The sequence below is a fragment of the bacterium genome, assembly GCA_035295165.1.
GTDB lineage: Bacteria > Sysuimicrobiota > Sysuimicrobiia > Sysuimicrobiales > Segetimicrobiaceae > JAJPIA01.
On record DATGJN010000044.1, the window covers coordinates 23,299 to 42,666 of the forward strand.

At 68.4% G+C, this 19,368-nt stretch carries 16 protein-coding genes and 1 other RNA gene; 12 read left to right on the forward strand and 5 right to left on the reverse strand.

Annotated features, from left to right (window positions below; translation table 11 throughout):
- Nucleotides 1-71 precede the first annotated feature (71 nt).
- A complete protein-coding gene (locus tag VKZ50_06470; GenBank protein HLJ59356.1) occupies nt 72-830 on the forward strand; it encodes a polysaccharide deacetylase family protein in 759 nt (252 codons plus the stop codon).
- Here VKZ50_06470 and VKZ50_06475 read toward each other — a convergent pair.
- Nucleotides 797-1,513, reverse strand: a complete 717-nt coding sequence (locus tag VKZ50_06475; GenBank protein ID HLJ59357.1) for a glycosyltransferase — start codon at nt 1,511-1,513, stop codon at nt 797-799. The genes VKZ50_06470 and VKZ50_06475 overlap by 34 nt on opposite strands.
- A 263-nt stretch (nt 1,514-1,776) precedes the next feature.
- Here VKZ50_06475 and VKZ50_06480 point away from each other — a divergent pair, with 263 nt between their 5' ends.
- Entirely contained in the window at nt 1,777-3,033 is a 1,257-nt protein-coding gene (locus VKZ50_06480; protein ID HLJ59358.1) for a nucleotidyltransferase family protein, read from the forward strand.
- A 4-nt stretch (nt 3,034-3,037) separates the two neighbouring features.
- On the opposite strand, the gene VKZ50_06485 is transcribed toward VKZ50_06480, so the two are convergent.
- Both VKZ50_06485 and VKZ50_06490 read right to left on the reverse strand, forming a co-directional pair.
- Nucleotides 3,038-4,699, reverse strand: a complete 1,662-nt coding sequence (locus VKZ50_06485) for a thiamine pyrophosphate-dependent enzyme (GenBank protein ID HLJ59359.1) — start codon at nt 4,697-4,699, stop codon at nt 3,038-3,040.
- Nucleotides 4,700-4,833: 134 nt separating this feature from the next.
- Complete coding sequence (locus VKZ50_06490; GenBank protein HLJ59360.1) at nt 4,834-5,643, reverse strand: BtpA/SgcQ family protein; 810 nt, start codon at nt 5,641-5,643, stop codon at nt 4,834-4,836.
- 142 nt (nt 5,644-5,785) lie between these two features.
- Between VKZ50_06490 and VKZ50_06495 the strand changes: the two genes are divergently transcribed.
- The 10 genes from VKZ50_06495 to ssrA all read left to right on the forward strand — a co-directional run bounded on the left by VKZ50_06495 (nt 5,786) and on the right by ssrA (nt 16,704).
- Nucleotides 5,786-6,799 carry a BMP family ABC transporter substrate-binding protein gene (locus tag VKZ50_06495; GenBank protein ID HLJ59361.1) on the forward strand — a complete coding sequence of 338 codons (1,014 nt, stop codon included), beginning with the start codon at nt 5,786-5,788 and terminating at the stop codon, nt 6,797-6,799.
- A gap of 20 nt (nt 6,800-6,819) precedes the next feature.
- On the forward strand, nt 6,820-8,343 hold the full coding sequence (locus VKZ50_06500) for an ABC transporter ATP-binding protein (protein ID HLJ59362.1): 1,524 nt from the start codon (nt 6,820-6,822) through the stop codon (nt 8,341-8,343).
- Entirely contained in the window at nt 8,340-9,377 is a 1,038-nt protein-coding gene (locus VKZ50_06505; protein ID HLJ59363.1) for an ABC transporter permease, read from the forward strand. The genes VKZ50_06500 and VKZ50_06505 overlap by 4 nt, the downstream gene beginning before the upstream one ends.
- Nucleotides 9,377-10,303, forward strand: a complete 927-nt coding sequence (locus tag VKZ50_06510; GenBank protein HLJ59364.1) for an ABC transporter permease — start codon at nt 9,377-9,379, stop codon at nt 10,301-10,303. The genes VKZ50_06505 and VKZ50_06510 overlap by 1 nt, the downstream gene beginning before the upstream one ends.
- A gap of 331 nt (nt 10,304-10,634) precedes the next feature.
- Nucleotides 10,635-11,867, forward strand: a complete 1,233-nt coding sequence (locus VKZ50_06515) for an HlyD family efflux transporter periplasmic adaptor subunit (GenBank protein ID HLJ59365.1) — start codon at nt 10,635-10,637, stop codon at nt 11,865-11,867.
- On the forward strand, nt 11,867-13,177 hold the full coding sequence (locus VKZ50_06520; GenBank protein HLJ59366.1) for an efflux RND transporter periplasmic adaptor subunit: 1,311 nt from the start codon (nt 11,867-11,869) through the stop codon (nt 13,175-13,177). Before VKZ50_06515 ends, VKZ50_06520 begins: the two co-directional genes overlap by 1 nt.
- Nucleotides 13,174-14,145, forward strand: a complete 972-nt coding sequence (locus VKZ50_06525; protein ID HLJ59367.1) for an ABC transporter ATP-binding protein — start codon at nt 13,174-13,176, stop codon at nt 14,143-14,145. The genes VKZ50_06520 and VKZ50_06525 overlap by 4 nt, the downstream gene beginning before the upstream one ends.
- The gene (locus VKZ50_06530; protein ID HLJ59368.1) at nt 14,138-15,109 is read left to right on the forward strand and encodes an ABC transporter ATP-binding protein; all 972 of its coding nucleotides are present in this window, start codon (nt 14,138-14,140) and stop codon (nt 15,107-15,109) included. Before VKZ50_06525 ends, VKZ50_06530 begins: the two co-directional genes overlap by 8 nt.
- Nucleotides 15,106-16,236 (forward strand): ABC transporter permease, encoded by a 1,131-nt coding sequence (locus VKZ50_06535; protein HLJ59369.1) that lies wholly within the window; start codon nt 15,106-15,108, stop codon nt 16,234-16,236. Before VKZ50_06530 ends, VKZ50_06535 begins: the two co-directional genes overlap by 4 nt.
- A gap of 114 nt (nt 16,237-16,350) precedes the next feature.
- Nucleotides 16,351-16,704: a transfer-messenger RNA gene (gene ssrA / locus VKZ50_06540) on the forward strand.
- Between the two features lie 354 nt (nt 16,705-17,058).
- Here ssrA and VKZ50_06545 read toward each other — a convergent pair.
- Both VKZ50_06545 and VKZ50_06550 read right to left on the reverse strand, forming a co-directional pair.
- Nucleotides 17,059-18,321, reverse strand: coding sequence for a hypothetical protein (locus tag VKZ50_06545; protein ID HLJ59370.1), 1,263 nt, complete (start codon nt 18,319-18,321; stop codon nt 17,059-17,061).
- A 277-nt stretch (nt 18,322-18,598) separates the two neighbouring features.
- Complete coding sequence (locus VKZ50_06550; GenBank protein ID HLJ59371.1) at nt 18,599-18,898, reverse strand: hypothetical protein; 300 nt, start codon at nt 18,896-18,898, stop codon at nt 18,599-18,601.
- Nucleotides 18,899-19,368: the final 470 nt, after the last annotated feature.

Here is a 19,368-nt window from a genome sequence, read left to right on the forward strand (position 1 = left end):
TTGAAGGATGTTCCGACGGGACCATCGGTGAGCAGGGGCGCCCACCACCGTCCCGGAACCACATCGAGTCGATGAACGCCCGCCCTGATCGCCCGACCGCGGCCCGGCGCGTGCTCGGGCTCTTCCACCGATGGAGCCCAGCGGCCGCGGAATGGGCGCTGGGGACGATCATCCGCGTGTCGACGCAGGACCCCGTCCTCGCCCTGACGTTCGACGACGGACCGCACCCCTCGTCCACGCCCCGGGTGCTCGAGATACTCCGGGCGCATCGAGCGCGGGCCACGTTTTTCATGCTCGGACAGGCGGCCGCGCGGTATCCCGCCCTCGTGCGGCAGGTCGCCGATGCGGGCCATGCTATCGGCAACCATTCGTGGGATCACCCCTCGTTTCCGGAGGTGCCGCGCCGGGAACGCCGCCGACAGATCGGCGCCTGCGGCAGAGCGATCGCCCCGTACGGCGAACGGCTCTTTCGACCACCGTACGGCGACCAGGACGACGCGTCCAGGCTCGACGCGCTGTGGATGCGCCATGAGGTGGTCGCGTGGGACGTGGACGCCGGAGATTGGCGGGGCGACGCGCCCGCCGTCGTCGCCTATCGCGTGATAGCGCGCGTCCGGCCCGGGAGCATCGTGCTCTTCCACGATGGCAGTGAAGCGGCCCTGCGGGGGGATGCGGTCGACCCGTCGTCCATGTTGAAGGCGCTCGACCTGGTCTTCAACCGCCTGCGCGACACGTTGACGTCCGTCACGGTCCCCGACCTGCTCCGGCGAGGCCGGCCCCGACGCGTGCTCTGGCGTCAGCGCAACCGATTGGCGCTCGGCGGCGGCTGAACGAAGTGCTCGCGCTTGCGGGCGAGCGATCGCCTGACGACCTCGAGAAGATTTCGGTTCGACGCCGCGTCGGTGAGGGACAGATTCGCGTCGTGCACGCGCTTGTGGAGCAGCACGCGCTCGACCACGGCCGTGCGGACCCCCAGGTCGTGCGCGCGCGAGAACCAATCGACGTCCTCGGCGGTGGACAGGCGCGAGTCGAACCGCCCCACGAGGTCGAACACCGACCGTCGCGCCAGCAGGGTCTCCATGATGTGACCGACGTGGTCGCCTTCGAGCAGGTCGCGCTTGAAAGCCGGGGGCGCCGCGCACCCCGGTTCGAGGAAGAAGCGCAGCCGCGCCGTCACGTACTGGACCTGAGGCCGGGGGCGGAGAAACCCAACCTGGGCGCTCAGCTTGTCAGGGGTCCAGAGATCATCCGCCGACAGGAACGCGAGCATGTCGCCACGTGTGACCTCGATACCGGTGTTGTAGGCGCTCGCGACCCCCGTCCCTGCTTGCGGGACGACGCGCACCGCCGGATACGAGCCGGCGATCGCGGCGCTGTCGTCCGCCGACCCGCCGTCGACGACGACCACCTCGACGGGACGCAAGTCCTGCGCGAGCACACTGTCGATCGCCGCGCGCAGAAACCGCGCGCCGTTCTTTACGGCCACAATGACGCTCACCGTCGAGTCCGCCACCGCTGTCGCCCCTCCTGGATGTCCGGTGCCTGCGTCCGCCCGGTGCGACGCTTGGACGCCCATTCGTCGGCGGGGATGGTACACCCCTGCCGCGGAGGGCACGGGCGCCCGACCTCCGCTCGCATGATTGTCCTTCTTCAAACAGACATTCCCGTCCCCCAGAAGATCCGCCGGTTCATACCTCCGATGGGAGCGCCGCGGGCAGGACTCGACGTGAACGCACCGTATAATGCGATGACGATGGAGGAGACGCGCGTGTGAGCATGAGTATCGGATACGCGAAACGAGACCCCTGGCCCACGTGGCAAGAGGAACTGCTCTTGCGCGCGGCGCTGTTGCGCGGCCCCGAGGCCCTCGCCGCCTGGGCCCAATGGAAATCCACGATCGACTTCGACGACATCGATAGTGAGTCGTACCGGCTGGTCCCCCGACTCTATTGCAGCCTGAGAGACCAAGGCGTCTCCGATCCGCTCTTGGGGAGGCTCCGAGGCATCTACCGGCGGACCTGGTATCAAAATCAGCTGCGGTTCCACGCGATGGCCCGCCCACTGCGGTTGCTGCACGCAGCGGGAATTCCAAGCATGTTGCTCAAAGGCGCGGCGCTGGTCTTACAGTACTACCGAGACTATGGCATGCGGCCGATGACGGACTTCGACATCTGTGTTCCGGGGAACCAGGCGTCGAGCGCAATCCAGCTGCTGCGGGGCAATGGCTTTACCCCGTGCGGGGCGCCCGAGGACGCGCTGCTCGACGCCACGGCGCATCCTGACCGCCACTCCGAGATGGAATTTCACGACGCCGCCGGACACGAGTTCGACGTGCACTGGCGGTTGTTCCCGGAGAGCATCGCGCCCGACGTGAGCGCGCCGTTCTGGCAGGACACGGTCGAGATGGATGCGCTGGGGACGCCCACCCGGGCGTTGAGACCGGCGGACCAGTTGCTGCACGTCTGCGTGCACGGGATCGTGCGCGGCGCCATCGGGTTCGAGGTGTCGAGGGTTCGCTGGGTGATGGATGTCATGACCATCCTCAGCACTTCCGGCGAGGCACTCGATTGGACCCGCCTGCTAGCGCAGGCGGGCCGATGCGGGTTCATCCCGCCGCTGCGGGCCGGGCTGACGTACGTGCGGCGCACACTCGACGGGCCGATCCCCGACCGCGTGCTGCAACAGCTTCGCGCCATGCCCGTGCCGCTCACCGATCGCATCGTCCACGCGGCGCGGATCGAGCCACCTGAGCGCTGGGGGCCACTGCTGACCGTGTGTGTCGGCTACCTCGACCACTCGCGGAGCCTACCTCCAGGCACCGGCGCGCTCCGCACGCTTGCCGGGATGCCCGGCTACTACCGCCGCCGGTGGCGAGTCCAGCGGGGCTGGTCCCTGCCGTTCGACCTGGCGGTGCGGGGGGTGCGCCGGGTCGGGTGGACGGTGAGGCGGTACGGGCTGGGATGGGCGTCGCGGCGCGCCCGACGCTTGCTTTCGGCGCCCGCGCGTTTCTCCGCGAAGGCCGAGAAGCGCTAGCGCGTTAGCCGCGGTATCCCGGCCGTGCCGCGGCCCGCGGGTCCGGCATCTCCTCCACCGGCACTTCGATCAGCGCGGGCCGGTCGTTTGCGAGGGCCTCTCCGAGCGTCCTCCGGAGCGCATCGGGCGTGCCCACGCGGATGCCGTCCATCCCGAACGCCTCCGCGAGCCTGACGAAGTCGGGATTCAGCAGGTCGGACGCGATGACGCGCCCGCCAAACGACTCCCGCTGGATCCGCCGGACGTTCCCGTACGCGTTGTCGCTGAACACGATCGCCACGACGTTGATCCGGTGCCGCACGGCGGTCGAGAGCTCCTGGACGTTGTACATGAACCCCCCGTCGCCGTTGATCGAGACGACCTTCCGGCCGGGCGCGCCGACCTGCGCGCCGAGGGCGTTCGCGAACCCGTGGCCGAGCGTGCCCTGATATCCGGAGGTGAGGTACGTCCGGGGCGCGTAGACGGGGAACCCGACGTTGGACCAGTAGCCCACCTGGGTCATTTCCGTGACGAGAATCCCATCATCGGGAAGCACGTCCCGGATCGCCGCGGCGTACGCGGCCTGCGGCTGCACCGTCTCCAGCCGCGCGCGCGTCCGCGCCCGCACCGCTTCTAGGTCATCCCGACGGCTCTCCCGCTTCCGGTTGTGCCGGGGCACGGCGGCCACCAGCGCGTCGAGTCCCCGCTTCGCATCGGCCGGAAGTCCCAGGGTGACGTCGGAGTTGCGGCCGATCTCGGCGGGGTCGATGTCCAGCTGAATCACCGTCTGTCCCGCGCGCGGGCCCCAGTCGGACCGGGAGGGCAGGTAGAACCGGGTGCCCACGACGAACACCACGTCCGATGCCGGCACCAGCTCCGCCGCCGCCGTCATCGTCTGCGCGAGGTAGTGCCGATCGGACACGGCGCCCTTCCCGTTCTCCGTCATCACGACCGGAGCTTCCAGCATCGCGGCGAGCTGTCGGAGCGGTTCCCACGCGGCGGATCGCAAAACGCCTCCGCCCGCGAAGATGATCGGGCGCTCCGCGGCCCCGAGCATCCGTGCCGCACGGTCGACCAGGTCCGGGTCTCCGGCCGGGGGGTCGACCGCCAGCGGCTCCGCCGGTGCCATCTCGGCAGTCTCCCGCAGGACGTCCGGCGGGATCTCGACCGCCACCGGTCGTGGGCGCCCGGTACGAAGCTGTCGGAACGCCTCGTGGACGATACCGGGGATGTCTTCGGACTTGGTCGCCCCCGCCGTCCACTTGGTGACCGACCGAAGCGCGACGAGCTGGTCGTTGATCTCGTGCAGCAGCCCGCGACCCGCACCGATCTCGGCGGATGGAATCTGTCCCGTCACGCACAGCACCGGGGACGAGCACGCGTACGCCGTCGCCAGGCCGGCCATGGCGTTGAGCACGCCCGGGCCGGGCACGGTCAGGCACACGCCGACCCGCCCGGTCACCCTCGCGTACCCGTCGGCCATGTACGAGACCGCCTGCTCGTGGCGGGTGTGGTACACTCGGACCGCGTCGCGCGCCGCGTGCAACGCATCGAACGCCCAATCGAGCTGGACCCCGGGGAGACCGAACACCACGTCGACCCCTTGGGCGATGAGTCCCTGCACCAGAGCCTGCCCGCCCGTGAGATGTGTCGCCGTGTCTTGTCCTTGCGCGCGTGCGACCGACACCTGGTTCCTCCTCACGTTCGCGTTCGAGCCCGGCCGATCGATGATCCGGGCGCGGTTAGGCGCCCGCGACCGCCGTGCCCCGTAGGGTGCGGCGGCACCCTGCCCGTAGGGATTCGACGCGCTTGGCTGGAGCCCTAGCCTCGGCAGCGTTGCACGGCCGTTGCGTAGGCGCGCTCGTCGCTCGGACCTCCCCACACCGCGTCGATCTTGAAATCGGGTTCCCCGAGGATGAGCCCGTCCGATGCCCGATAGAGCTGCTGCACGTTCGCCAGCCCGACGCCGCTCCCCACTAGGACCGGGAGCGCGACCGCCGCTCGCACCGTATCCAAGGTCTCCGCCGCCGGCGGGATCGGGCTCCGGGCCCCGGAGACGATCACCGCGTCGGCCCCGCCCCGCTCCGCGAGGTCGGCCGCGGCGTGCTCGATGGGAACGTCGAAGAGCGGGTGGGCGTGCTTGACGTGGACGTCGCCGAAGATCAGCACGTGGGCGCCGAGCTCGTGCTTGAGCCGCGCGAGTGCGGCGGCGCACCCCTCGATCACGCCCTGGTCCGTGGCGTACGCGCCGATCATGATGTTGCACCGAATGAAACGCGCGGCGGTCACATGCGCGATCGACAGCGCCTCGGCGCAGGCGTTTCTCAGCACGTTCAGGCCGACGGCGAGCTTGGTGTGGGCGACGACTTCCCCGGCGATCGCGGTCATCGCGGCGATCGTCACCGGCGGCACGCGCTCCTTGAAGAACGGTGTGTCGCCGACGTTCTCGACGATCACCGCGTCGAGCCCGGCGCGCTCCAGTATCCTCGCTTCCGAGAGCGCGTACCGCACCAGCGCGTCCATGGCGAGCGTGTTCCCTGGGGCGCCGGGGAGCGCGGGCATGTGGATCATCCCGATGAGGGGCTTTTCGGGGAACCCGTTCGGAAGTTGCCGCGCTCCGTGTCCACGCATCGACGACGCCTCCGGGCACTCCGCGTCCTGAAGTCGTGTTCCGCGTCGGGACCGCTTTGTTCCTCCACGGGCGAGCAGGGGATCCACTGCCGCCCCGAGTAGTGTGGCACTGGAACGACGTCGTGGGAACGAGGAGCGCGCGATGAGGAGCGTATGCGCGGCGTTGATCGTCGCGGTGTTGGCAGTCATTCCCGCGGGCACGTCGGCGGCGACACCGGCCAAGGTGGGGTTGGTCACCGATATCGGCGGCCTCAACGACCGCAGTTTCAACCAACTGTCCTATGAAGGACTGCAGCGGGCCAAGAGCGAGCTGGGCGTCCAGACCGGCGTCGTGCAGTCCACCTCGCAGAACGACTACGTGCCGAACCTCACAAACTTCGCGCGCAGCGGCTACCAGCTGGTGATCGCGGTGGGGTTCCTGATGAAAGACGCCACCGAGCAGGTCGCCAAGGACTTTCCGAAGACCCACTTCCTGCTGATCGACGACGTGATCAAGGACCGCCCGAACGTGACGAGCGCCGTGTTCTCCACCGAGCAGTGCGGGTACCTGGTCGGCGCGCTCGCCGCGCTCGTGGACCAGGACGCCAGCGTGAAGCTGCCCGGGCTGCGCCACACCGGCACGATCGGCGTGGTCGGCGGGATCCAGATCCCGCCCGTGGATAGCTACATCGCCGGGTACTACGAAGGCGCGTGGGCGGTCAACCCGAAGGTCAAGGTCCTCCGGGGCTACACCGGCAACTTCAACGATCCGGCGTCCGGCAAGGCGCTCGCACTCGCGCAGCACAGCCGCGGCGCCGACATCGTCTTCCAAGTCGCCGGCGGTACCGGCGAAGGCGTGATCGAGGCGGCCAAGGCGGAGGGCTTCCTGGCGATCGGCGTGGACAGCGATCAGGCGTACCTCGCCCCGAACAACGTGCTCACAAGCGCGATGAAGCGCGTGGACACATCCGTGTTCCTGACCGCAAAGCGCCTGCGTGACGGCACGCTGCAGGGCGGGACCGAGACGTTTGATCTACAGAACGGCGGCGTCGGGATCGGCGCCATCCTGAAGGCCGTCCCGGCAAGGATGACGGCCAAGGTCGACGCCCTAAAACAGCAGATCACAAACGGCACGGTCAAGGTGAGCCCGCAGATGCCGGCGGCGGCCGGAAAGTAACGGGTTCCGCCGGCTCCCGCGTGGCCGCCGAGGCGGGTCCCGCCGGCTCCCGCGAACCGCCACCGGTTCTGCGCGTCCGGGGACTGACCAAACAGTTCCCGGGCGTCCGTGCGTTGAACGGCGTCGACGTCGATCTGCGCCCCGGCGAGGTGCACGCGATCCTCGGCGAGAACGGCGCCGGCAAGTCGACGCTCATGAACATCGTGTACGGGCTATTGCGCCCCGACGCGGGGACGTTGGAGTTGTGGGGCCGGCCCTACGCCCCGGCGTCGCCCCGAGACGCGGCCGTGGCCGGGATCGGCATGGTGCACCAGCACTTCATGCTGATCCCCGCGCTCACGGTTGCCGAGAACGTCGCGCTCGGTGCGGAACCACGCCGGGGTCTCGCCCTCGACCTCGAGATCGTGCACGAGCGGCTACGCGCACTCTCCGCCGCCTACGGCATGGAGGTACCGCCGCAGGCCAGGGTGGCGGACCTGTCGGTCGGCGTGCGTCAGCGCGTGGAGATCCTAAAGGCACTGTACCGCGACGCGCGGATGCTGGTCTTGGACGAACCCACAGCGCTCCTCACGCCGCAGGAAACGCTCGAGCTGTTTGGGGCGATTCGCGCCTGCACGGCGCGCGGGCTGTCCGTGATCTTCGTCAGCCATAAACTCGACGAAGTCTGTGCGATCAGCGACCGGGTCACGGTGCTGCGCCACGGCAGGCGCATCGCCACACACGACACCCGCAACGTGACGCCGCGCGAACTCGCGCGCGAAATGGTCGGCCGCGACGTCATGACCGGCCTGGATCGCCCGCCGCGCGCACCCGGACCCCCGCTCCTCGCCGCGGAGGACCTGGCGGCACCCGGCCTGGGCCCGCTCGGCTTCGACGTCCTCGCGGGGGAGATCCTTGGCATCGCGGGCGTGGAGGGCAACGGCCAGGAGACGCTCGTCGCCGCGCTCGCCGGCCTCGTGCCCGCGCGGGGCGCGCTCCGGCTCGGCGGCGCCCGGCTCGACCGCTTGAACGCGCGGCGGCGGATCGAGGCGGGACTCGCGGTCATTCCCAGCGATCGCCAAGAGGACGGGCTTGTGCTCCCGATGACCGTCGCCGAGAACCTCGCGCTCCGGCGGTTTCACGGCCCGCCGTACACCCGGCGTGGCCTGCTCGACCTGCGCTACTGGTACGAGCGGGCCGGGCGGATTGTGGAGATGTACGATATCCGTCCGCCGCGACCGCGGGCGCCGGTCGCGACGCTGTCGGGCGGCAACCAGCAGAAGGTCGTGCTCGCTCGCGAGATCGACGCGGGGCCCACGGTGTTGATCGCGAGCCAACCGACCCGCGGGCTGGACGTGGGCGCCACCGAGTTCGTGCACCGACAACTCCTCCGCCTGCGCGCGGAGGGGCGCGGCGTCCTCCTGCTCTCGCTCGATCTCGACGAGATCCTCGCCCTCGCCGACCGCATCGCGGTGGTGTACCGCGGGCGTTTCATGGCCACGCTGACCCGGGAGGCGGCCGACCGCGAGCGGCTGGGCCTGCTGATGGCCGGTACGCAGCTGTGACATCCGAGCGGCTCTGGCCGCTGATCGCCACGGGCTTGGCCATCGTCATGGGCGGCGCGCTCGTTGCCGGATTCGGACACGACCCGATCGCGGCGTACGGGTCGCTGCTCGCCGGCGCCTTCGGAAGCGGCTACGCGGTCGCGACCACGCTTGCGCGAGCGCTGCCGCTCATGCTCGCCGGGCTGGCGGTCGCCCTTTCGTTTCAAAGCGGGCTGTTCAACATCGGCGCCTCGGGCCAGTTCTGGCTCGGCGCGATCGCGGCCGCGTGGGTGGGATTCCGTGTCCAGGCGCCGACGTGGGTGCACCTACCGGGGGCGCTCGTGGCGGGCACCGTCGCCGGCGCGGCGTGGGCGGCGATCGTTCCGGGGCTCGCGAAGGCGTACCGCGGCGCGAACGAGGTCATCACGACGCTGATGATGACCTACGCCGCCGTGTACTTCGGCCACTACCTGATCGAAGGCGGACCGATGCAGGCGCCCGGCTTCGTTCCCCAGTCGCCCGAAATCGCGGCGAGCGCGACGCTGCCGACGCTGGTCCTCGGCAGCCAGCTCTCCTGGGGCCTCGTGCTCGCGCCGCTCGCGGCCGTGGCCGTCTGGTTCCTCATGCAGCGGACGGCGCTCGGCTTCGCGCTGCGCGTGACCGGGCTCAACCCACGCGCCGCGCGCTACGCCGGGATCAACCCGGCGTGGGCGGTCCTCACCGCACTGGCGCTGAGCGGAGCGATCGCCGGCTTCGCCGGCGCCGTGCAGGTGCTGGGGGTGGACCATCGCCTCTACGATAGCTTCGGCACCGAGGCCGGCTTTACGGGCATCGTGGTCGCGCTGCTGGCCCGCAACAACCCGTTCGGGGTGCTCGTCGCCGCGGTGCTGTTCGGCGCGCTCGCGAGCGGCGGCAACACCATGCAGCTCAACGCCGGCGTCCCGTTCCACCTCGTGGACGTGATCCAGGGGCTGATCATCTTCTTCATCGCCGCGGAGGGACTGCTCCGGTACGTCCGGCCCACCCGCCCTGCGCTCTCTCGCAGGCCGACGTGATGTTCGACTGGCTGGTCAACCCGCAGCTCTGGACCTCGACGCTCGTCCTGGCGGTCCCGATCGCGTTCGCTGCGCTCGGCGGGGTGTTCTCGGAACGCGCGGGGGTCGTGAACATCGCGCTCGAAGGCAAGATGGCGATCGGGGCTTTCACGGCCGTGGCGATCTCGGCGTTGACGGGAAACGTCTGGCTCGGGCTCCTCGCGGCTCTCGCCGCGGCTGCCCTGGCCGCGGGCGCGCTCGCGTGGGCGACCGTTTATCTCAGGGCCGACCACATCATCTGCGGGCTCGCGATCAACATCCTGGCCGTCGGGATCACGGGCTTTCTCTTCAACACGATCTACGGCCCGCTCGGCACCCCGACGAGCACGCCGCCCGTCCCGACGTGGACGCTGCCGGGCCTGAGCGCCGTCCCGTTCATCGGCGAGGTCCTCGACAATCACCAGGCGCTCGTGTATCTCTTCTTCGGGGTCCTCGTCGTCGCCAACTGGGTCATGTTCCGGACGCCGCTCGGACTACGCTGGCGCGCCGTCGGCGAGCATCCGAGAGCCGCCGACGCCGCCGGCGTGCCGGTGCTCCGCGTCAAGTTCTGGGCGGTCGTCGCGGCGGGCGCCGTGGCGGGACTCGGCGGCGCGGACCTCTCGGTGGGCATCTTGAACAGCTTCAGCCCGGACATGGTGGCCGGACGCGGATTCATCGCGCTTGCCGCCGTCATCTTCGGCGGATGGCGCCCCTGGGGTGCGTTTTGGGCATCGGTGCTCTTTGGCTTCACGACCGCGTTATCGTTTCAACTCCAAGGTGTCTCGAGGATCTCGAAAGACCTGCTCTTGATTCTTCCGTACGCTGCGACCGTGCTGGTGCTCGCCGGGGTCGTGGGGCGCACGACGCCCCCGGCCTCCGACGGCCTCCCTTACGACCCCGAACGCTAGCCCGAGGGTACCCCGGTGCGGGATCCCCAGGCGATCCTGCGTCGCCCACGCGGCACCGCGGAAGCCCCGGGGACCCTGCCGGGCGCCCGCCGGATGGAATCAGACCGCCCGGCCGGCGGGATCAGGTCGGCACCCGATCCCGGTTCCAACGGGCCCCTGATAGCCTAGTGGCGGGCCGAGCGCCCGGACAGAACGTGTCGAGGATCCCATCGTGCCGGACGATGCACGCGTGTCAGCGGCAACCGAGGGGCCGACAAGAGACGAGGCCCCGAACAGAATCGGCTCGCCACGAGGGCGGCGGTCAATCCACGTCGCGGTCGCCGGTGGCTTGGTGGTCGCGGCTGCCGCCGTGGGGGTAGGGTGGTGGCTGTATGGGCAATCCCGCGCGCCCGCGCGGATCCTGGGCTCCGCCTCGATTGAAGCGACCACCGTGGACGTGACCACCCGTGTCCCGGGCCGGGTGCTCCGCATGATGGCGCGCGACGGGCAGCAGGTCCGGAGCGGCTCCGCCCTTGCCGAGTTGGAACCGCAGGAGGCGGGCGCGCAGGTCGCGCAGGCCCGGGCCGCCGTGGCGCAGGCCGGAGCGCAGGTGTCACAGGCCCGCCAGACCGTCGTGGCGCAGCAGCAGACCACCGACGCGCAGGTCGCCCAAGCCGCCGCGCAGGTCACGGCGGCCGGCACCGGCATCCCCCAATCGGAAACCGCCCTGGCGATCGAAGACCGGACTTCGCGCGAAGCGGTCGCGGCGGCCGAGGCTCGGCTCCGCGCCGCGCAGGCGCAGGTCGGATCGGCCCGCTCCGGACTGGCCACCGCCGAGCACGACCTCGCTCGCCAGAACGCGCTGTTCGCGCAGGGTGCCGTCGCGGCCGATCAGGTCGACGCCACGCGGGCCGCGTACGACGCTGCAGTCGCGCAGGATCGCGGCGCCGGGGAGGCCGTGACGCAGGCGCGCGCGGATCTCGCCGCCGCCCGGGCCAACCTGATGCAGGTCCAGATCCAGCGCCGCGCGGTGGAAGCCGCACAGGCGAACGTGGCGCGAGCCCAGGCCATCCTCGGCAACGCCGAGTCGGGCTACACGGTCGTGACCCAACAGCGGCAGTTGCTGGCGGCCGCCGAGGCCGCGCTCGCGCAGGCCCGCGCCAACTTGATGTATGTCGAACTCGTCGCCGGACACAACACGATCGTCGCTCCCCGCGACGGGGTGATCCAGACCCAAAACGTCGAGGAAGGTGAAGTCGTGCCGGCCGGCGCGGCGCTCTACACCCTGATCAACCCGACGGATCTGTGGGCGCGTGTGTACGTACGAGAGGACCAGATCGGCCTCGTCAAGATCGGACTACCGACGCGGACCACGATCGACACGCTCCCGGGCGAGGTGTTCACGGGCCGCGTGACGCAGGTCAACGACACACCGGAGTTCACCACGGTCAACGTCCAGACGAAGGAAGACCGGGTGAAGCTCGTGTTCGGGGTCAAGGTCCGGATCGCCGACCCCGGGCACCGGCTGCAGCCCGGCATGCCGGCGCACATCGAGATTTTGTCGAACGGCGAGGTGACTCCCTGATGGCCGCAGATGCCCCACGCTTTCGCACGCCTCGACCCCGCGTCCTCGGGGTCACCGCGCTGGTGCTCGCGGCCGTCGGGCTCGCGGCATGGGCCGGCTGGCGCCTCCATGAAGACCACGCCTCCACCGATCGGCTATTCGCGTCGGGCTCGATTCAGGCGACGGAGATCGACGTCAGCCCCAAGGTGGCCGGCCGCATTATCCGGTTGGTCGTCAACGAAGGAGATCGGGTCCGGACCGATCAGGTGCTGGCGGAACTGGAGCCCCAGGAAGCCACCGCACAGGTAACACAGGCCCAGGCGGCGGTCGCCCAGGCCGTCGCCCAGGTCGCGCAGGGGCAGCAGGCGGTCCTGTCCCAGCAGCAGGCGACCACAGCGCAGGTCAGCCAGGCCGCCGCGCAGGTCGCCGCAGCCGGAACCGGCATCCCCCAATCGGAAACGGCGCTGGCCATCCAGGAACAGACATCCCGGGAGGCGGTCGCCTCCGCCGAAGCGCAACTGCGTGCCGCGCAGGCCCAGGTCGGCTCCGCTCGATCGACATTGGCGACCGCGCGCAACAATCTGTCCCGTCAGCGGACCCTGTTCGGCGAGGGCGCCGTGGCCGCAACCCAGGTCGACGCGGTACAGGCGGCCTACGACGCCGCGGTGGCGCAGAACCACAGTGCCGCGGACGCGGTGACCCAGGCGCAGGCGGCCGTCGCCTCTGCGCGTGCGAACCTCATGCAAGTGGAGATCCAGCGCAAGGCGGTCGAGGCCGCCCGCGCCAATCTGGCGCAGGCAGAAGCGGGACTCCGCAACGCCGAGAGCGGGTACACGGTCGTCGCCCAGCGCCGACAGGCACTGGCCGCCGCCGAGGCCGCGCTCGCGCAGACCCGGGCAAATCTGGACTACGTCCGGGTCATCGCTGGCCACAACGTCATCACCGCTCCCCGGGACGCGGTGGTGCAAACCAGAAACGTGGAGGAAGGCGAGGTCGTCGCGGCGGGCACGCCGTTGTACACGCTGATCGATCTCAGCGACATCTGGCTGCGGGCGTACGTACCGGCAGACCAGATCGCGCGCGTCAAGGTGGGGCAGGTCGCGCACGTCAGCATCGACAGCTTTCCAGGCCGGGTGTTCGAGGGACGCGTCGAGGAGATCAGCAGCCGCGGTGAGTTCACGCCGGGGAACGTCCAGACGCGGGAGGACCGCGTCAAGCTCGCGTTCGGCGTCAAAATCCGCCTGACCAACTCCGACGATCGCCTCAAGCCAGGCATGCCGGCCGACGCAGAGATTGTCGTCGGCACCGAGCCCGGAGGGCCGGCCCGATGACCCCAACCGAGGGCCCGGCGATCCTGGTGCGGGGGCTGACGCGGCGGTTCGGCGGGAGAACCGCGGTGCAGGACCTGTCCTTCGAGATCGCCCGCGGCGAGATCGTCGCGCTGCTCGGCCCCGACGGCGCTGGCAAGACCACGACGCTCAGACTGCTTTGCGGCGCGATCCCACCGACAAGCGGCACAATCATCGTCGCGGGCATCGATCTCACCCGCGACCCCGAGCGGGTGCGGGTGCATCTCGGATACATGCCGCAGCGGTTCAGCCTGTACGGCGACCTGACGGTGCAGGAGAACCTCAACTTCTACGCCGACCTCTACGCCGTGCCTCGGGCCGCCCGCGAGTCGCGAAGCCGCCGACTGTTCGAGTTCAGCGGGCTCACGGAGTTTCGCAACCGTCTCGCCCAACAGCTGTCGGGCGGCATGAAACAGAAACTGGCGCTGGCCTGCACCCTGATCCACGAGCCCGACGTGCTGCTCCTCGACGAACCGACGGCCGGGGTGGATCCGGTGTCGCGGCGCGAGTTCTGGCGCATTCTCTACGAACTGAACCGAGGCGGCGTGACGATTCTGGTCAGCACGACCTACATGGACGAGGCGGAGCGGTGCACCACCGTCGGGTTGCTGTTCGGCGGCCAGCTGATCTCCATCGAGGACCCGGGGGCGATGAAACGACGGATCCGCGGGGAAGTGGTCGAGCTCGTCGCGGAACCGAGAGCCGCCGCCCGCCGAATCCTGCAACGCGCACCGGAGGTCCTCTCCGAGACCGTGATCGGGGACCGATTCCACATCGTGGTCGCGGATGCCGCCGGCGCGATCCCCATCCTCACCCGGCGCCTGACCGACGAAGCCATCGAGGTAGGGCGCATCGCACAGATCCCTCCCTCTCTGGAAGACGTCTTCGTCTCCATGATTACCGAACGACGCGCGGGGACGCCGCCTGCGCCGGAGACCGCCCGTGGCTGATCGGGGCGTCGCCGTCCGGGCGCACGAGCTCACGCGGAGCTTCGGCACGTTCGTGGCCGTCGATCACCTGACGTTCGAGATCCCCGCCGGTGCCATCTGGGGGTTTCTCGGCCCCAACGGTTCGGGAAAGTCGACGACGATCCGCATGTTGTGCGGCATTCTCCGCCCGACGACCGGGCACGCGGAGGTGCTGGGGTACGACGTGGTGCGCGACCCGGAGCAGATCAAGGAACGAATCGGGTACATGTCCCAGCGCTTCAGCCTGTACGACGACCTGACGATCCAGGAGAACCTCTCGTTCTACGCCGGAGTATACGGCCTCTCCCGCACCGAGGCGCGCGCGCGCACGGCCGAGTGGATCGCCCGCGCCGGCCTGCGCGGCCGCGAGCACATGCCCGCCCGCGCACTGTCGGGCGGATGGAAGCAGCGGCTCGCGTTTGGCTGCGCCGTGCTCCACCGTCCCCAGATGGTCTTCCTCGACGAACCGACGAGCGGGGTCGACCCCGTCAGCCGCCGGGAGTTTTGGGATCTCATCGGCCAGTTTGCCGAAAGCGGCGTGACCGTCATGGTCACCACCCACTACATGGACGAAGCGGAACACTGCGATACCCTGGCCTTCATCTTCGCCGGGCGGATCATCGCGATGGGCACGCCGGACGAGGTCAAGCGGCGCGCCATGTCCGGCGAGCTCCTGGAAATCGTCACGACGCAGTACGCTCGGGCGCTCGACGTGCTGGCCGCGCGCCCCGGCGTGAGCGAACCTGCCCTCTTCGGACGGACGATCCACGTGACCGTGGAGAACGGCGACGCGGCGGCGCCGGCCCTCCGGCGAGCGCTCGCAGACCAGGGGGTGGCGGTCGACCGCATCGCGCCGGTCGCACCGTCGCTGGAGGACGCCTTCGTATCCCTGGTGGAGCGGCTCGGCGGAGCCGCGGACGCGCCGACAACCGGAGGGCGTCCATGAACATGCGGCGTCTCGGCAGCATCATCCGCAAGGAGATCATCCAGATTCTCCGGGATCGGCGGACACTCGCCACGATCATCACGCTGCCGATCATGCAGCTGATGCTCTACGGCTACCTCACGAACGACGTCACGCACATCGCCACCGCGGTCTTCGACGAGTCCCGGACGCCGGAAAGCCGGACGCTGCTCAACGCCTTCGCCAACACCACCTATGTCGACCTCACATACTACACCACGGGATTCGATCAGGTCCGCGCCCTGATCGACGGAGGGCAAGCGAAGATCGGCATCTGGATCCCGCCGGACTACGCGGCCCGCCTTCGCGGCAGACGCGGCGCCGAAGTCGAGGTGATCGTCGACGCCTCCGAGCCGACGTCGGCACGCACGGTGCTCGCCCTCGCGTCCGGCATCGGGCAGACGCTCTCGACCCAGCTCGTCGTCCAGCAGACGCAACGGCTGACCGGCGTCGCTCCCGGCGCGCTGCCGATCGACGTCCGAGCCCGGGCGTGGTACAATCCCACGCTCGACAACGTCAACTTCATCGTGCCGGGCGTCATCGCCATCGTCTTGATGTTCGTCACGACCTTCCAGGCGATCATCGTGATCGTGCGTGAGCGCGAGTTGGGGACGATGGAGCAGCTCGTGGTGACGCCCATCACCCGCCTCGAGCTGATGCTCGGCAAGGTGATCCCGCTCGTCGGCCTCGGGTACGTACAGATCACGCTGACGTTGTTGCTGGCCAACCTCTGGTTCCATATGCCGATCAAGGGCAGCCTGGCACTCCTGTATGCGGTGTCCCTGGCGTTCTTCTTCAGCACGCTCGGGATCGGCGCGCTGATCTCCACGGTCTCGAAGACCTTTCAGCAGGCGGCACAGATGACGCAGCTCATCCTGATGCCCGGCATTCTCCTCTCCGGATTCATCTTCCCGCGGGAATCGCTGCCCCCCGCCCTCCAAGCCGTAGGCAGCGTGTTTCCGCTCACGTATTTCGTCATCATCCTCCGTGGCATCCTGATCAAGGGTGTGGGGTTGGAGTACCTCTGGCGGCAGATCATCCCGATGGTCACGATCGGCGTCGCCGTCTTCGCGCTGGCAATCAACCGGTTCCAGAAGCGCGTCGACTGACGCGCTAGAATCCACACGCGCAGCGGCCACCGCGGGCAGGAGTCGTCTAGACCGCGGATGTTATAATGAAGAAGGCCGGAGTTGGGGTATGCCGCTTCGGCAACGTCAGCGTTTGGGGGCGAACGGTCTCGACTGGGCAGGCAGAAGCAGGGTGGCGCGCCGAGGTGGTCCAGGCCCTCGTTAAACAACTGGACGGCGCATACACGCCGATAACAACCAGCTAGCCTACGCTGCTTAATAAGTAGCGTCGCTCCCCCCGCAGGGTCGGCGGGCGGGGAGTGAGCGTCAACAAGCCGGCTGCTCCGGTCCTCTTCGCTCCGAGGGGGCCGGCTAAGACCTAGAGAGCTGGCGGGATCGGGATCCGGCCTGTGGGAGCCCGGCTCCGCGACATCAAATCACAGGATACGCGCGTAGATGCCCTGCCCTCGCGGCTTCAGGACGCGGGTTCGATTCCCGCCGCCTCCACCATAAACATTTCCGCGCCTGGTTGCACGGCATCGCCAGAAGTGCCGTCCTGTAAGGGGTCTGGTCCTTGTCCCGATAGAACAGAACTGCACGGTGCTGCACCGAGCGGAGCGCCGGACAAGTCCAAATTGAGTGCAGGTTCGAATCTCTCCGGCGGGTTGCTGTCTCGATCAGGTGTCCGTACGTCTGCAGCGTGAACCCCGCCGAGTAATGTCGCATCTGCCGGGCGACCACATTGGCCGACCCGCGGTGCTGAACGGGAATCTCGACGCCCTCATACCTGACATCGGATCACCTGACGGCGGGAAACCGATCGACCACGGGCGCAGTCGGTGAAGGGCCTCTAGCGACGGTTTCTTACGGCGACGACAACGTCAGCTGGATGGTCTCGAAGACTGACGACCCATAGTCGGGGAACGTGGCAAAACTAGTGAAATAGAGACGCGGTGCGGGCCCACCGATGGTCGGTTCTCCCGTCTCCCCTAAGAGCGTGGGATAGTAAAGCGTACGTCCAGGCTCTTGGATCGGGGCGCCGATCGGTCCCGACCAGTGGATCAAATCTCTTGAGGCACGTATGCGAATGCCGAGCGCACCGCCGCCGAAGACGTAGGCCGCCAAGTAAACGTCGAACGCGTGATCATACAACACCGTTGGTTGCCCGCCGGTGTCTTGGGTCCACAGCGGCGCGAACTTCCCGGCCCCGACGGAATTATCGAGCGTGTCGCTGGTAGCGGGTTGCATCCACGGATCGGGCGAGGCTCCGTCGTACTTGTGGAACGCCTTTGCGACCCTGTGCGGATCGTTGGATAGTACGGCCTCGACGAGCTCGCCGTACGGGGCGCGCGCGACGGCCAGGCAGGCGGCCGTCGCGCATACGCCCGGCAAGCCGGGAGTGAAGTCGGTATAGAAGGTGTAAAAATATGCCCGACTCGGATCCGCCGGCGGATTGTCGAGGTGCTTGCCGTCTGCGTCGGCGACGATCAACGAGCCGTAACCGATGGGCATGCTATTCCCACCGCCCGTGAAATAGGAGCGCGGCGGGCTCGGCTGGACGATCTCCCCTACGACCTTGAAACTTTGGCCGCCGTCGGTAGACATCGCGAGACCGAGCGAGGAATAGAAACAAGCCGCGCCCGAGCACTTGTGATCCGGTGTATTCGGATTTTGCCACCAGTACTCGCCGTGCAACACCATCAGCCACCCCGACTTGCCGCCGCCGGAGAAGCGAACGACTTGGCCGCCGCCCGCGTAGTCCCGAGCGAAGGTCCAAGCCGCTGGACCCGGTGAGGGGCCAAACAGCTTCTTGCAGCCATCGCCCCCGCTCACGCGATCGAGCGTGCCGGTGAACGCGAATGCTCCCTCGATGATCGGTCCCCTCGTGCGATTGCACGCGAACGCGGATCCGCCGGCGCCGTAGAACATGTAGCGCCCCCCTCCGGCAGGGATTGCGCCGAATTCGCCGTCGGAGGGACCCCACGCAAAGTTGTAGCCTGTGAGTTGAGTGTGCGTCGCGAACGTGGCCGTAGCTCCGGCCACGTATCGGACCGTCGGTAATTTTGGCGGCGCTTGCGCGACGATCAGGATCGGCAGCAGTCCGAGCAAGACAATACTGCGCAGCATCTTCTGACCTCCTAGCCAATAAACGCTGCCGTCACTGCATCGTGTCGCGGGTGTATGAATGATTCGGGAACCGTGCGTGAATTGGCCATGCTTCAGAACCGTTGGACCGGTACCGGCGGCATCCCTGCAAAACCTTGCTCCAGCGCAATGGTACCCCGCAGCGCCACGCCGGCACCCGGGACGGTCAGATGGACTGCATGCGACCCGTCGTCATTCATCCTGGAGAGAGGGCGACGGCCTGTTCGTCCGGCCGCGGAGGCGCGACCGCTACCCGGGTCTATTGGCTTTGCGGCTCGTCGCGAGGCCACGACGCCGACAACAACGCGGCTGCTTGTACCCCAAGCTCGGTCAGCTCGTAGAGGGAGTCGTATTTGCGTCGCACGAGGCCGTGCCGCTCCATCTGATCGAGCGCAGCGCGCCATTCAAGTCCTTGCTCGTCTAGTTTGCCCGCCAGGATTCTCGTTGTATGAGGCGCGTCGAATCGAAAAATCCTTCCCTGATTCGGCGTGGCCCGATACGAGACAACCAACAGCCTCTGAGCTCGTTCGCTCAGATCTGATCCCAACGAGCTAACCATCTCAACCTCCCGAAAGCCTCAGACTCCAGGGGATGGCGTTCTTCCTCCGCGCGAGGCGCCCTATTCTCATGGTCAACTTTGTGTCTGTTCACGAGGAACGGGCCCATTCATCATGCACGACTGCCCAACGTCTCCCGAAAGAGTTCCCGAATTGGCTCGCGCGGTGGACGAAAGAGTGAGCGTTCAGCGTCCCGGGATGGAGGGCCGAGACGACCTGCCTCCTGATCCCGGAGGTAGCGCGGCGCGGCACCGTCGGCACCGGCCGCATGCCGGGGCGCCTTGAGCGCCGGTGTTCCGTGGCAGAGACTCCAGCGCGGACCTCCGGAGGATACTAGTGTAGCGTCCTGAAAGTACGGTTACATAACACGGAGCGGATCTCCCGTGTACGTCCAGGCGAACGGCTTCGCATCGACGTTGTACTCGGCAATGGCGCGCATGATCGTGTTGATGAGCTCTTGTCGAGAGGGAAA